Consider the following 14593-nt stretch of genomic DNA (forward strand, 5'->3'; position numbering starts at 1 on the left):
ACATGCTCCGATTCTACTAAATTACAATGTAATATATTCTACTATTGTACCATGCTCTTCAATTAATTTAACTAAATCTTTTCCCTGAAGCCATACAGTTGCATTATTTTCATTCGGATGAATGCCTATGAGATTATCCTTATAATCCGCATCAATATAGTAATGAACTTTCCGCTCTTCATCGTGAAGTAAGCAGAATGGAGATACATGACCTGGTTTAATCTTCAATATATTCCATAGCTCTTCTTCGGAACCAAAAGAAATCTTTTTTAGCTTGTGATCCTTACGGAATTGTTTTAAATCTACACGTTTAGAACCACGAACGGTAATTAAATAGTAATGCTCTCGTTTATGATCTCGTATAAATAAATTCTTCGCATCCCACTCAGGATAGGGCAACTGCACATTTGGCTTATCGTCCATACTAAATAATGGTGCGTGATCTGTAATTTCAAAATCGATATGATGGTCACGTAAATAATCATATACGCCTTGTTTATCTAACATGTAATACCTCTAATATATCGTTTCTACTTGGTGAAAGTTACTACATAATAAAATCGATTAACATAGTGAAAGTACCAGTTGTACCAGTTGTACCGGTTACATCGATTATATCTTGTTAAATATCCCAAGCTTATTCTGGAATCGTATAGGTACCATCAAATACAAATAATTCAGGATGTTCATGTACAAATGTATCTTCATAAATTCCATCATATTCATACACTACATCATCTTTTTTATCGAGAAAATCGAACAATTCCTCTTCATTTTCCCAGTCTTGTAAAATTGTCCATCGTTCAGCTCTATCAAATGGAACTGAACCACCAAAGTAATCGATAACTGATTGTAAATTATCTGCTAGCTCATCCATCTTGAAGAGGCGTAAGCCAGCAAGAGCATCTTCCCATACAATGCCTGTTGAGTTATATAAAAACTGATGATGACCACCATTATTGACCTCGGCAAAATACCAACATATTGCATTAAGGTATCGTTGCTCTAAAGTGAAAGGTTTTGCAGATTCCAAATAGTCATCGTATGAACCATAAATATTGATTGACCAATAAGCCGGTTCATTTATAGTCCACATATCATCTGTAGCTTGGATTTCTTCAATAGTAATGGTCCGATGACGAGGTACACCTTCTCGTTTCTTCTTTTTCTCTGCTACATAATTGCTATAAGCTTTACATAACTCAGGATACTCTGCTTCACACTGTTCAAAGTCCATCTGCATATAGCACATATCAATGACTTCAAAACAGTACGATTTTATATCATCCAGATTCTTTTCCTGAGCTAAACGTACGCCCTGATCTACTAATCTTAGCATCTGTTTCATAGTATCTGATGTATACGATTCATTATTATCTAAAGCAACAGCTCCATACGCATAGGCACAGCGATAATACCACACCGCATCACGATACTCTTCATCAATAGACTCTAATACCTTAATTGCCTCTTTTTCATTGCCATTATTGTTATAAGCTCTACCGAGCTCACCTAACAGAGATATAGATAAGTTTTCTATGCCTACACTAGTTAACACATCAATAATAGTTTTTACATTTCCAGTATCATTAAGCTCTTTAACAGTTTGTAATTGCTCACTTTCAGAAAAAGATAAAAACTGTTCAATAGTTATAGACATACAATACACTTCCCCTCATATTATCAATATGTATATGAACTCATCTTAGCATAATAATAACAAACAACACAAAACAATAAATTACAGATTTTAAAATAATAGTTTATAACAAAAAAGACTATTTAACTAGCTACCAAGCCATACAACAAATACAGGAATACCTTCATCATTATCGTCAATATCTTCAATTTCATCAGCTTCAAATTCGTGATCATCATAGACTAGATTTTCAAAGAATACATGATCACCGAGCTCTTTATTGGCCATTAAGTTATGTATCTTGAAAAGAAGCTCTTCAGTAGTAAAGTACTGCCCATTATCTGCTTTAAGGCGAGCATAGATTTCAACTTGCCACATATCATCTTCTTTATCGTCTTCTAGTAATTCGTCTACCTCGTATAAATGTTCATTAGGGTGGAGCTGACTTTTGCTTTCAATCCAAGCTTCATAGCTTACAAAAATTTCAGGCTCTACTAATGGTGGTAAATTATCAGGATTAACTTTATGCTCTTCTAAGCATGTATAAAACTCCTTAACAAACTCTTCTCTAGTATAGGTAGTTTTATTGAAACCCCAAGGAATTCCCTTAAACTCATGATAGTAACCTTCATATATTTTATTACCATCTTTATCAACACCAAGATATTCAATCTTTTCCGTGTTCTCATTTTTGTTAAAAAGGTTTTTGATCATTTCAAAAATCATAGAATAATCCTCCTTGTAATCTTTTAAACAATGCTTTGATTTCATTATTCCTAATGTATTCCTCGACAGTTTACACGAATCCCCTATAAAATATCGTAGCCCAAAGCACAAAAGTATATAATTTCTATGTGTATAGTAAAAGCCCCTCGCATAAGCAAAGGGCTAATCTATTATCGTCTTATAATGTTCTATACTAACTAGCTACCACAAACAATAAAGAATACAGGTATACCATCTTCATTATCTATAAGTCCGTACCCTTCACATTCATGACCTTCGTATTCAATACCTTCAAAGAATACGTGATCACCTAATTCTTTATTGGCCATCAAATTGTGCAATTTAAAGAGCAATTCTTCTCTAGTAAAATAGGTACCATTATCCGCTACAAGATGAGCCATAATTTCTACCTGCCACATGCCATCTTCTTTATCTTCTTCCAGCAATTCTTCGTCGGTAACACGTTCATTATCAAAAAGTTGGTCTTCACTTTCAATCCAAGCTTCATAGGTTACTAGAATTTCCGGTTCTTCTAATCTATCGTTGTCATCTGTTTGATCATCATCTACATATTTCTCTACTTCTTTATTGTATTCTTTGGAAAACTCTTCTCTACTATATGTATGTTTGTTAAATACCCAATGCACTACATCATATGTAGGATAGTTATCTTCATCGCAATCAGTAACGTCTTCAGTATCTGTACCTTCTTTAGTATCTTTAGTATCTTTACTATTTTTCTTATCAAAGACATTCTTAATGGTTTCAAATATCAAAGGATAATCCTCCTTGTACTCTTTTGGCTTGATTTTAAATAGTTGATATTTTACTACTTCACAGCACCAACCAAGTTGTTTATCTAAATGGGCTTCTTTCGTCATTTTCATGGCTGTTTCTATTAAGTGTAATGCCTTCTGTACATGTTCAGATTCATAGCTTTTACCATACCCTAGCATGCCATGAGCATAGCCACAACGATAGTACCAAGACCAATCGCAATGTGTTTCATCAATACGATTAAATAAATCGATAGCCTCTGCTGCGCGGCCAGTATTATTATACATACGTCCTAAGGCGCTTAACAATATAGGCGACAAATTATCAATGCCTATGTTAGTTAATAACTCCATCGCACGCTTGAAATCGATGCCCTCTTGTTCATTAAGGAGCTTAACCTTTTCCGCATCACTTAACGATTGAAACTCTTCATCCGTAATTTCTTCTATATTGAAATATAAGCTCTTAATAAAGTCACCAAAGTTATCTGCTAAGGGAGTCATGGAGTAATCACATTCTTGATCTACCCGTACAACCTTAGGTTCACCGCTTGGACCACACTCACGATAATCGAGGAAAATCATGTCGTGACCACCGGAAATCGTATCGGCTACAACGACACCGATAGGGGGATATTTTACTTTCGAAATCCAAAATTCATTCCCCATCTCACCTAAAAGAGAGTATTTCTTATCTCTATCGATGCCATATATACCTGTTACGTATACACAATCGTCATCATCATTAATGAAACAATTTTTCTTTACTACACCACCATTATGGTTTTTAAGTAGCTCAATATATGCTGCAGGCAATGTATACCCTAGATTTGCTTCAGCTACTTTAATATCCTCATCAGTAACAGGTTTCCCTATATAGGATTCAAATGCATAGTCAACATCGTTCCAAAATCCGGTCCAATTAAAATCTTTCAGATTACTCATAATACCCTCTCCTAGTTTAAACCGATATAATCTAAATTTTTAATTACTCATTCATAGAATAAGTTTTGATTAAAGCTTTTACCTCACGTCGTATCAATATGGTATCTACAATATAGGAAAAAATGATATAAGGAGATGCATTTATAATCGCTATAGGCGCTAATATAATTGCTACCCATAATAGATCTAGAGAATATGCATACCACTTAAAATCAATAGTATTTAAAATGGGTATCACATAGTCTATCACTCTTAATTCCCATTGCATTAATGGATTTAACTCCTCACTTGTTCCTACTAGCCAAGCGAAAATAACCCCAAAAAGCAAAAAATATAATATACCAACTGGAATTAATATCTTCGCTCTCTTTTTTAATAGATTACGACAAATCTCATCTTCTTCCTCTGGTTCTATTTCATATAACATATTGCACTGAATCTGAATCCGTCTAAATCGATAGCGAATATACTTATACAAAATGTTATTGGTTGTATATAACATAATAGACTCCACATATAAGTCATACTAGCAAAATCATGGAAAATATATCATCCATCTATGGCAAAATAATGTAAATCTTTGAATTCATCATCCCAGCAAAACTGTATTCCTTCGTAGGATATGGTATATTGCCCTAATTGTTCATCATATATTACCGGATTAGTCATCGTTTGTACCCTTTACATAGCTTTCCATCTTCGGTCTTAAATCTAGTACGACTTCCCAATCATCTAATGATGGTACCTTATGATGTGCAATAAATTCTTCTATGATATGGAATGTCTCTTGAGGGCCTAGCTCATTTTTACCGTATATTATCGCACCCTGCTCACCATCATTAGTTACACTAAGCTCTATATGTAATAAATCAGTATCTTGATCACTACAAACTTGTACAAAGTTATACATTTTATTATCTATCGGAATTGCATTTGATGGTGAGATAACTACAAAATCCTGCTCTTGATCCTCAATAGCGTAGAGATTTTGCTCAACTTCATTCAATGTAATTCCTTCATACTTATAGTCACCTACATCAATTGACCAGTCTGTATAGGCTTTCTCAACTGCATCTACCATATGTATCTCCTCAACTTTACAATATACATTAGAATAAGGTTTCTAATTGACCTGACATATCTGCCATAAACTCATCAAACTTGCAAAGTTCTCGTAACTCTTGATGCTCTATATCATAACAACCAATCTTTTTAGACCTAGGATCCCATACAATTTGCCAATCATTATACTCGCCTAGCTCTTTAGATAAACGCAATAGGTTACGGCGGCCTACTTTAAATGGAATTGTATCAATTAGAGGGAAAAATTCTATGGATATAAAATCAGAATATGGCAATTCAAAATAAAGATTATCCGACTCTAAAAATGCAACTAATGCTTTTGGTAGTTTAAACGATTTCAATTGATCCATTTTATTCTGTAAATCATGATACCCTGCTGGTTCTAGATTTTTAAAATACTCAGCCATTTCCATATCGTCCTTTTCAACAGCAATACTATAGGGACGCATGCCATCCTTTTCCGTGATGATCACATCGGCACCATGTTCTACTAGATATTTGCACATCTGTAAATCAACATACCGAGCCGCTACACATAGTGGTGTTGGTTTAAAAGGATATACCGAATCTGGTTCATTGTAATTAATATCTACACCATGATTGATAAAGAAATCTAGGACCTCATAATTTCTATCTGTAATAGCATTTCTAAAAGCTGGACTACCATATTTCTGAACTGTATGGCCTAAGTCATGAATTATCTGTAAGTGCTTATATTGCTTACCATATAAGGCAGCCTGAAAAGCATCTACTTTCACACAATTTAAAGCATGTATATTGGCCCCATGTGCCACAACGTATTCGATAATCTCTTTTGTTCCATATCGCACGACTAATAAGAAACTTGGATTTTCTTCTTCATTTAGATCTGCACCATGTTCAACTAACCATTGAACACTTGGTAAACAATTCATTACTAACGCCAATTCTAGAGGGGAATACTCACTACAATTATCCAATTGTATAGGTTTATGAATATGCCAACCATCTACTAATGCGTTTTCTAAAGCTATAATATTTCCTTTTACGATATCTATTACTATTTCAGGCACAGCTTCAAATGTACCTAAATCTTTTATCTGTATCATAGCTCTCTCCGTAAAATAATATTTTTAAAATGATTATTACTAATTACATTATATTACATTTATAAGTATGAGTGTATAGTAAAAGCCCTTCGCATAAGCGAAGGGCTTAACTATTATTTCTCTTGTAGATAACTTATAAACTAAGTTCGTATAGCTCATAATCTGTTAAGCCTGTATCCTCATAATACATGGGTAATGTACAAAGATACTTGAACCCCATACTAGAATATAGCTTCTCAGCAGGAACATTGCCTTTAAGGACATCAAGGCGTATTGCTTTTTGGTTATTTTCTTTAGCATATTTAATGGCAAATCCAACTAATTCTTTAGCATAACCATATCCAGAGTATTGAGGATGAACTCCAAGAGCATGAATGCCCATAACTTCATCTACATTGGCTTTTGTGGGCCAGTCAATATTCTGATATCCTTCATTTGATTCATGGTTAATAATCATAGCTGCCATAATATTATTATCAGTTAAGCCTATAAATAATTCGCCTTTAATAATTGAAGACATTAAATATTCAGGCTCAGGATAAATATCCTTTTTCCAACCTATATCGTAAATAGAGTCTTGTAATCCATCTATAAGGAAATGATAAAACGATCTAACATCTTCATATTGTTCTATTGTTGCTTTTTCTATAATCATAAATGTATATTACTTTCTATTTCTTATCTTTAGTTACTGTATTAACAAGATACATAAAAGTACCACTATTAGTATCATCAACTTTAGAGTATTCTTTCCAATTTATAGGATACATACCCGTTAATACTATAGGTGCTTCCATTCCACGCATTGTTCCTTTTCCTGTATTGGTAGACCAATTCATACATCCAGTTTTAATAGAACCATCGTCAATAGAAAATTCAGCGTATGTACAATTTACTTTTATTGGAGGTCTTAAATAAGACATCTCACCAGTTATCTTAATAGTATAACCTTCAATAAATTTATCAGCTTTATCCCTAAACTCTTCTATACGCATTATATCTTTTAAATAGTTATAACACCCTTGATCCTTAGCACCTTGCTCCTTCAATACATATACCTCATCATTTATAGTTTTAATACATTTTTTTGTCGTATATTTAAGCTCAATAGGAATCCATTTACCCTCAAATATAACAAGAATATCGAGATGTAAATGTGGATTAAACTCAGGTACAAACTCTAGTCTGATATCACAATTTGGATATTGTTCTTTAATTAGCAATGCTAAGCTAAATTGAAAGTCTGCTTCTGAATGAAATATTGGTCTCCACCTACTCAACTGGTACATTATTTTATCAACATCTAAGATTAATCCCATAACACATGCCTCATTAAACACAATAAATTATTTATACTAATTATATTACATTTATATGTATCGTTGTATAGTAAAGGCCCCTCGCATAAGCGAAGGGCCTTCACTATATATGACAATAGTGTCATTATTATATTATTCTAGTATCCACGATATTTATGTAATAAATCCAATAATATATCATTTAACTTAATAAATTCCACCAAATATTCCTCGCCTATATCAAACTGTTTATTAGTAAGTCTATCTTTTGTAGCTAAAATTTGTTCATTTTTAGACGAAGTACATCTGAAACTATGAATAATACGATTACGCTTATAGAGAATTTCAGAAAATAAATCGGATATTTCCGAACCAACTTTTTCAGTGATTGTTTTAGCAATAAATGGCCGAAGTTTTCCTGATTCTTTATCAATCAAGTCCTGCCAAGAATAAGATTTATCTGTATTAATAATATTCTCTATAATAAAACTATTATTAGAGATAAATACTGAAATAACCATCCCCAACAAATAAACGTATTCATCCTTAGGTAATGAAATTCTAGTTAGTGAACGAAGCTCCATTTTCTTACTCCTATAAAGGATACGCTTTATATTATTTATCCATAAGAAGAAATAATCTCATAATAGTTTATAATGTATCAATTTAAAATAGATATTTGTTTATCACTATATATTATTGTTTCAAAATAATAATAACCTAAATTTGATGACTTCCAATCTCCAGCAACTATTATTAGTTTATCATTATTTTCAAATACCATATTCCTTATTTTTCTATAAAGATTTATATCAGGAATAGATAATATAAAATTATAATTGGGATTTGCTATCGGAGCTACTAAATAAATCTTATTTTTATCATTATCATAAAGCCGCCCTTTTACACAAGCCTCAATTATTTTAAAGCCATAAACACCTTTAGAATACCAGTAAGCAGTTCTATCATCTAGAATCATTCTTCCAATTTTCTCATTACCGTACGTGTAATCTGGAGGAAATTGTTTACATATAGAATATATCTGCTTTATTGTACTTATTGTATGATTAGCCTGTTCACCGTGAATAGAACTTTTATAGTCACTTGGTGCAGATTTAGAATTATTCTTAACGAATAGATCTTGCATTGCATTTACAAAAGAAAAATTTAACTGATTAAATTTATTGCTATCATAAATGACTGAACTATTTGCATAAGGACAATTAGCAATATGTTTATACGCGGATTTAGTTGCTCTAAAGTATGCTTTCCGAGAGCCATCTACAGCACATAAAAATAATTTACTATTACATAGTGGATATGGACAATAAAAAGATTTGTCTCGATCTTCTTCAAGAGCCTCACTTGCTAGTACTATATGTCGTCTTTCTTTATCTCTATATGCATAATTAGCCAAAGAATCATCTCCATTTATAATTAACAAACTTACTAACTACCATTATTATATTCCCTATATAATATAAGTTTAATTTACTTAGTTACAATATTAAGTAGTGATTTATAACTATCAACTACATCATAAACAACATCCCCTTTACTGATGGCTTTAAAGTGATCTCGTGCACAATATGGTTTGAATTCTTCAATCAATCGAATTTGCATTGAATTCATAGATCCCTTTGTTTCACCAACAAAATAAATATTTTTTACAGTACCTTCATAAAAAGCTATTGCCTAATACAGATTATATCTACCAACAGGTGTTGATATATAGAATCCATCAGACAATTTAACATAGACATTTTCGCTAAATCTACATTATCTGTAAGAATACAACCATTATATCGTTATAAATTGTTTATAATGGCAAGTACTGCATCTCGTTGAAAGTCATATAAATTTAAAAGATGCAACCGTTGCAATTAACAGTCGCACCTTTTAGATTCATATATAACAAATTTTTTAAGTATATATGTATATATCTTTTAAAACATTGCGTGAGCAATAAAGTAACCCACCACACAGCTTGTGAATACACCAATACAACCAGGTAGTATAAAGCTGTGGTTGATTACGAACTTACCAATGCGCGTTGTACCAGAACGGTCAAATCCGATACATGCAAGGTCTGATGGATAAGTTGGTAAAATAAAGTAAGCATAACAAGCTGGCACAAAGGATAAAATAATGAGAGGATCTACTCCAACACTAAGGCCCATTGGCACTACAATAGCAAGTGCTGCCGCTTGCGAGTTTACCAGTTTAGAAATCAAGAATAGCACAAAAGCATATGTCCATGGATACGCTACAACAATGCCAGACAATGTAGTTTTAAATTGTGGAATGTAAGCACCGAAATATGTTTCTGCCATCCAAGCTACACCATAAACAGAGATAACTGCAATCATACCAGATTTAAATACAGAACCATTCGTTACATCACTAACTTTTACCTTGCACACAAGAAGAATAATCGCAGCAATTACAAGCATAGAAATTTGAATAGTTGGTGTCATGGATAATGGTTTCCATACGCCTTTAGCATTTGGAACAAGTGGTAACAATTGTTCAGGGAAACTACCAAAGAGAGCAATAATAAGAATACCTAGTAGAAAAATTGTTGTTGCCCAATATGCAGTACGTGGAAGTTCAGTTTTAACACTTGCTTCTTTATTTTCTTCATAAATGTACGCACGTTGCTCAGGATTTTTAATACGTTCTTGAAAGTCTGGATCATTTGCAAGATCTTTGCCACGACGCATGCTCCAAATACCAGCAACAATAACACCACAGAAAGTAGCTGGAATTGTAATTGCCAAGATTGTTACTACACTAGCTGGGAAGTTAGCCGCTACTAACATAGCAACAACGGATACGACTGCAACGGATGCCGGTGAAGCACATACCCCCATTTGAGAAGCAATAGATGATACAGCCATAGGTCGTTCTGGACGAATACCTTCTTTGATTGCAATATCATATATAATTGGGAACATTGTATATACAACGTGACCCGTACCGCAAAGAACAGTCAAAAACCAAGTTGTTATAGGTGCCAAAATTGTAATCTGCTTCGGATTTTTACGTAGAAGTTTTTCAGCATAAACTAGCATTACATCTAAACCTTTAGAAGCTTGTAAAAAACCAGAGCATGTAACAACCGCCATAATAGTCAACATTACGTCAATAGGTGGTTTTCCTGGAACCAAACCAATTACAAATACAAAAAAGGCAAGACCTAAACCTGATATAGCAGCAAGTCCTAGGCCACCATATCTAACACCTACAATTAAGCAGGCTAATAAAACAATAAAACCTAATAAAATAATCATGAAACTTATCAATCCTTTCAAAACCATACATAATAATACAAATCAACTATATTATATGTTACTATTAAGAAAAATAATAGATACAGTAGTCCAAATTAATAAGTTATAATAATGATATTTTTTTATTTTTACTAAAAATAATATTATTTCTAGTATATATGGTTATATTTATTTAGTGCGCTCTAAATAAAACTAGCTTTTTTTACAATTTAGTTTCACTTTTAAATCCTTAAAATATATTCTTTGTTGTCGTTTCAAATATAAACTTATAAATGGTTTAAATATTATTTTTTTAGAGACAACATTTTCAGTAAAATCCAGAATCGTTTTATCACCCTTTGAGTAGAATTTTCCAATCCAAGTCCCCTTAATATTTTTATTGTCTATCTCAAATATCCATGACTGGTATTTAATACATTCTGTAATCCTAAAATAAGTTTCGATTCCATTCTTGGCAATCTCTATAAAGTTATGCTCATCTATAATTTTTACAGCCTTTAAATCGCTTCTCCAGGAAAAATCGTTTAGATTCGTCACTGTATCCCACACAATTTCTATAGGGCATAAAATAGTAACCTTCATATTAGAAGTTGCCATAGTGATTACCTCATATATAATACTTATGCGTACTACGTCTCTTCGATCCTAGTGAGCAAAGCCACTGCTTCGACATGCGCTGTCATTGGGAACATATCTACTGGTTGTACTTCTTGTAGTTCATACCCATAGTGTGTGAGGATTTCAATGTCTCGTGCCATGGTTGCAGGATTACAGGATACATAAACAATGCGTTTAGGTTCCATACCAGCCGCAGAAGTTAATACTTCTTCTTTACAGCCCGCCCGGATTGGATCGAATACGATAACATCTGGTCGTACACCTGCTTTATAGAGTTTTGGCATTTCCACGGCCGCATCGGCGACGATAAACTCTGTATTATCATAGCCATTACGACGTGCATTTTCACGAGCGTTGATAATGGCTGGCTCTACGATTTCTATGCCGATAACATGTTTTGCTTCATGAGCTAAGAACAGTGAAATAGTACCAGTACCACAGTACGCATCGATAACGGTTTCGTTTCCTTTTAGGTCTGCATACTCTAATGCTTGATCATAAAGCACCGTAGTTTGTTCAGGATTAACTTGGAAAAAGGAGTGTGGAGATAAGGTAAATTGTAAGTCCTTAATATGGTCTATAATCGTACCTTCCCCATAGAGGATATGATTCTTAGGTCCTAATATAACATTAGTACGCTTCCCATTTACATTATGAACAATGGTCTCCACTTGGGGAGCTCGTTCAGTTAATTTTTCAACCCACTTCTCTTGATGTGGCAAGTGTTCTGTCGCGGTTACAAGGATAATCATCCATCCAGATTGTCCAATGCGACCAATTACATGACGTAGCACACCTTTACCAGTATGTTCATCATAAGGCTCAATATCAAATTCTTTAGCAATTTGGTAGCAAGCTTGAGCAATGATATTATTACCTTCATCTTGAATGGGACAATTCGTACCTTGTACGATATCATGTGATCCCATCGCATAGAATCCCATTTGAATATTCCCTTTAATCCCACCCACAGGCATTTGCATCTTATTACGATACGCCCATGGCTCTTTAGGTCCCAATGCTGGTTTTACAAGTTCTGGATTTTGATGACCAATGCGTTCGATAACGTCCTTCACCTTTTGTGTTTTTAGTGAAAGCTGGCCTTCATAGGTAATGTGTTGCAACTGACATCCACCACAAAAGCCATAGAGATCACAGCGCGGATCGATACGATTAGGAGCAATGGAAACAATTTCTAATAGTCGTCCTGTAGCATAAGTCTTTTTCACCATACTGATGGATACTTTCACGATCTCTCCAGGCAAGGCAAAGGGAACAAAGACTGTAAAATCCTCTACACGACCTACACCTTCACCACTGCTACCGATACCATGAATAGTAACTAATACTTCATCACCTAACTTAACTGGAGCATTGAGTATGGCCTGTTGCTTCTTAGATAATGTACTAATAACTGATTGACCTCTATTCACACAATTACCGTTTCTACTTTGTTGTTTAGATTTTTTCTTACGAGATGTACGACTTGTACCGTTCATTACGCGTCTCTTTTCTTCCAAATTTTAATCATGCCAGTTACGATAAGTACGAAGAATACAGTACCAAATTTCACGAGCAATTCTTCACCTTGTATATATGGCATAAGAAGTGGATCTTCCACAATCATTTCACCAGCAACCCAACCTAATAAAGCTCCACCAGCCCAAAGGATGACAGGGAACTTATTGATGATACGAGCAAATAGTGTAGAGCAGAACACAATGATGGGAACAGTAATCAACATACCAACAATAACGAGCTCTAAATGTCCTTTAGCGGCACCAACTACGCCAATTACATTATCGATACTCATCATCGCATCAGCCACAATGATTGTCCAAATGGCTCCCATTAAGGAATTCTTAGCTTCGATATGTGCATCTTCATCTCCACCTTTTAAGAGTTGAATGGCAATCCATACAAGTACAAGGCCACCACCTAAATGAATAAGAGGAATTAAAGTAAGTGCTTCTACTAAAAGAGTGGCAAATACAAGGCGCATTCCAATAGCCCCTACTGTACCCCAGATAACGGCTTTCTTTTGTAATTCTGGCGCCAATTTACCCGCTGCCATACCAATAACAACGGCATTATCTCCTGCCAATAAAATATCGATCAAAATAATTTTACTAATCGTTATCCACGTTGCAGCTTCTAAAAATTCCATTCTATACTTACCTCAATTCACTCTACTAATTCTATAACTATCCCTTAACTATACCACAAATTCTCTATTTTCTCATCTAAAAGAAAGCACTTAAACTACCACAGTTATTCTTAAGATTAGCCTATAAGGTTCTTTATAATGACTATACTTTTACAAAAAAATATCTCTCCGCCTATGACTAGAAGAAGAGATATATTACATTATTTTTTAAGTTTCTTTACTAACAAAGATGCCCCTACTACGAGAATAACAGCACCAATTTTAATGAGTAATGCATACGGTTCTACGGTATGTGAAATTAATTTATCTTCCACACTCATCGCTGCACCCACCCAGGCAAGAATACCGCCACCAACGTAAAGGATGATTGGAAAGCGTTCGATAACTTTTACAAATAAAGTACTACCATAAATGATAATAGGTACTGTAATAAGCATACCGATAGCAACTAATGTCATATCACCACCAGCGGCACCAACTACACCAATAACATTGTCAATACCCATAATTCCATCAGCAATGACAATGGTCATGATAGCAGCGCGCAAGTTATCTTTAGCCTCAATATTGTGCTCGTTATCATCATCAACAACAAGCTTGTAACCGATCCATAAAAGAAGGATACCACCTACTAAACGTAAAGCAGGGATATTGTTCAATGCCTCTACAAATAGGAATGCCATAACAAGACGTAAAATAATGGCGCCAGCTGTGCCCCAGAAAATCGCCTTCTTCTGTAAATGTGCGGGTAAGTTGCGAGCCGCCATACCAATAACAATGGCATTATCACCAGCTAATAAAATATCAATAACGATGATTTGCAGCATCGCTAATAAGCCTTGTACAGTTAAGATGTCCAATGTATCCTCCTTAGAATAAAACAATAGTATATATATTATAATCGATATAGTAAAGTAGTGTAAAATTCAATTATCAACATATATATACGTTTTTATCATA

At 34.0% G+C, this 14593-nt stretch carries 17 protein-coding genes; all 17 read right to left on the reverse strand.

The window, feature by feature from the left end:
- Positions 1-21: 21 nt before the first annotated feature.
- Positions 22-507 carry a YbaK/EbsC family protein gene (locus DWV85_RS03285; RefSeq protein ID WP_123138006.1) on the reverse strand — a complete coding sequence of 162 codons (486 nt, stop codon included), beginning with the start codon at positions 505-507 and terminating at the stop codon, positions 22-24.
- Positions 508-637: 130 nt separating this feature from the next.
- Positions 638-1660, reverse strand: a complete 1023-nt coding sequence (locus DWV85_RS03290) for a DMP19 family protein (protein WP_123138007.1) — start codon at positions 1658-1660, stop codon at positions 638-640.
- A 126-nt stretch (positions 1661-1786) separates the two neighbouring features.
- Positions 1787-2365 carry a hypothetical protein gene (locus DWV85_RS03295; RefSeq protein WP_123138008.1) on the reverse strand — a complete coding sequence of 193 codons (579 nt, stop codon included), beginning with the start codon at positions 2363-2365 and terminating at the stop codon, positions 1787-1789.
- Between the two features lie 197 nt (positions 2366-2562).
- Positions 2563-4086 carry an SMI1/KNR4 family protein gene (locus tag DWV85_RS03300; RefSeq protein ID WP_123138009.1) on the reverse strand — a complete coding sequence of 508 codons (1524 nt, stop codon included), beginning with the start codon at positions 4084-4086 and terminating at the stop codon, positions 2563-2565.
- A 43-nt stretch (positions 4087-4129) separates the two neighbouring features.
- Positions 4130-4588, reverse strand: coding sequence for a glycosyl transferase family 4 (locus tag DWV85_RS03305; RefSeq protein ID WP_123138010.1), 459 nt, complete (start codon positions 4586-4588; stop codon positions 4130-4132).
- Positions 4589-4747: 159 nt separating this feature from the next.
- Positions 4748-5167, reverse strand: coding sequence for a bacteriocin (locus tag DWV85_RS03310; RefSeq protein WP_123138011.1), 420 nt, complete (start codon positions 5165-5167; stop codon positions 4748-4750).
- A gap of 28 nt (positions 5168-5195) precedes the next feature.
- Positions 5196-6257, reverse strand: a complete 1062-nt coding sequence (locus DWV85_RS03315; protein WP_123138012.1) for an ankyrin repeat domain-containing protein — start codon at positions 6255-6257, stop codon at positions 5196-5198.
- Positions 6258-6390: 133 nt separating this feature from the next.
- Entirely contained in the window at positions 6391-6912 is a 522-nt protein-coding gene (locus DWV85_RS03320; RefSeq protein WP_123138013.1) for a GNAT family N-acetyltransferase, read from the reverse strand.
- 16 nt (positions 6913-6928) lie between these two features.
- Positions 6929-7576: a hypothetical protein gene (locus DWV85_RS03325; protein WP_123138014.1), complete on the reverse strand. Its 648-nt coding sequence runs from the start codon at positions 7574-7576 to the stop codon at positions 6929-6931.
- A gap of 137 nt (positions 7577-7713) precedes the next feature.
- Complete coding sequence (locus tag DWV85_RS03330) at positions 7714-8139, reverse strand: hypothetical protein (RefSeq protein ID WP_123138015.1); 426 nt, start codon at positions 8137-8139, stop codon at positions 7714-7716.
- A gap of 77 nt (positions 8140-8216) precedes the next feature.
- Positions 8217-8972: a hypothetical protein gene (locus tag DWV85_RS03335; RefSeq protein ID WP_123138016.1), complete on the reverse strand. Its 756-nt coding sequence runs from the start codon at positions 8970-8972 to the stop codon at positions 8217-8219.
- Between the two features lie 74 nt (positions 8973-9046).
- Positions 9047-9187 (reverse strand): hypothetical protein, encoded by a 141-nt coding sequence (locus tag DWV85_RS09360; protein WP_243632516.1) that lies wholly within the window; start codon positions 9185-9187, stop codon positions 9047-9049.
- 314 nt (positions 9188-9501) lie between these two features.
- Positions 9502-10848, reverse strand: a complete 1347-nt coding sequence (locus DWV85_RS03345) for an anaerobic C4-dicarboxylate transporter (RefSeq protein WP_123138017.1) — start codon at positions 10846-10848, stop codon at positions 9502-9504.
- A 192-nt stretch (positions 10849-11040) separates the two neighbouring features.
- A complete protein-coding gene (locus DWV85_RS03350) occupies positions 11041-11445 on the reverse strand; it encodes a polyketide cyclase (protein WP_123138018.1) in 405 nt (134 codons plus the stop codon).
- Positions 11446-11477: 32 nt separating this feature from the next.
- A complete protein-coding gene (rlmD, locus tag DWV85_RS03355; RefSeq protein ID WP_123138019.1) occupies positions 11478-12965 on the reverse strand; it encodes a 23S rRNA (uracil(1939)-C(5))-methyltransferase RlmD in 1488 nt (495 codons plus the stop codon).
- Positions 12965-13633, reverse strand: a complete 669-nt coding sequence (locus DWV85_RS03360) for a TerC family protein (RefSeq protein ID WP_021148015.1) — start codon at positions 13631-13633, stop codon at positions 12965-12967. The genes rlmD and DWV85_RS03360 overlap by 1 nt, the downstream gene beginning before the upstream one ends.
- Positions 13634-13833: 200 nt before the next feature.
- Positions 13834-14493: a TerC family protein gene (locus DWV85_RS03365; RefSeq protein WP_123138020.1), complete on the reverse strand. Its 660-nt coding sequence runs from the start codon at positions 14491-14493 to the stop codon at positions 13834-13836.
- Positions 14494-14593 lie beyond the last annotated feature (100 nt).

The organism is Veillonella sp. AF13-2 (genome assembly GCF_003603295.1).
Lineage (GTDB): Bacteria > Bacillota > Negativicutes > Veillonellales > Veillonellaceae > Veillonella > Veillonella parvula_E.

Coding starts and splice junctions, on each gene's coding strand:
- DWV85_RS03305 (WP_123138010.1), bottom strand. CDS start 4,588: ATGTTATATACAACCAATAACATTTTGTATAAGTATATTCGCTATCGA.
- DWV85_RS03360 (WP_021148015.1), bottom strand. CDS start 13,633: ATGGAATTTTTAGAAGCTGCAACGTGGATAACGATTAGTAAAATTATT.
- DWV85_RS03325 (WP_123138014.1), bottom strand. CDS start 7,576: ATGGGATTAATCTTAGATGTTGATAAAATAATGTACCAGTTGAGTAGG.
- DWV85_RS03290 (WP_123138007.1), bottom strand. CDS start 1,660: ATGTCTATAACTATTGAACAGTTTTTATCTTTTTCTGAAAGTGAGCAA.
- DWV85_RS03310 (WP_123138011.1), bottom strand. CDS start 5,167: ATGGTAGATGCAGTTGAGAAAGCCTATACAGACTGGTCAATTGATGTA.
- DWV85_RS03285 (WP_123138006.1), bottom strand. CDS start 507: ATGTTAGATAAACAAGGCGTATATGATTATTTACGTGACCATCATATC.
- DWV85_RS03300 (WP_123138009.1), bottom strand. CDS start 4,086: ATGAGTAATCTGAAAGATTTTAATTGGACCGGATTTTGGAACGATGTT.
- DWV85_RS03330 (WP_123138015.1), bottom strand. CDS start 8,139: ATGGAGCTTCGTTCACTAACTAGAATTTCATTACCTAAGGATGAATAC.
- DWV85_RS03320 (WP_123138013.1), bottom strand. CDS start 6,912: ATGATTATAGAAAAAGCAACAATAGAACAATATGAAGATGTTAGATCG.
- DWV85_RS03295 (WP_123138008.1), bottom strand. CDS start 2,365: ATGATTTTTGAAATGATCAAAAACCTTTTTAACAAAAATGAGAACACG.
- DWV85_RS03350 (WP_123138018.1), bottom strand. CDS start 11,445: ATGGCAACTTCTAATATGAAGGTTACTATTTTATGCCCTATAGAAATT.
- DWV85_RS09360 (WP_243632516.1), bottom strand. CDS start 9,187: ATGAATTCAATGCAAATTCGATTGATTGAAGAATTCAAACCATATTGT.
- rlmD (WP_123138019.1), bottom strand. CDS start 12,965: ATGAACGGTACAAGTCGTACATCTCGTAAGAAAAAATCTAAACAACAA.
- DWV85_RS03315 (WP_123138012.1), bottom strand. CDS start 6,257: ATGATACAGATAAAAGATTTAGGTACATTTGAAGCTGTGCCTGAAATA.
- DWV85_RS03345 (WP_123138017.1), bottom strand. CDS start 10,848: ATGATTATTTTATTAGGTTTTATTGTTTTATTAGCCTGCTTAATTGTA.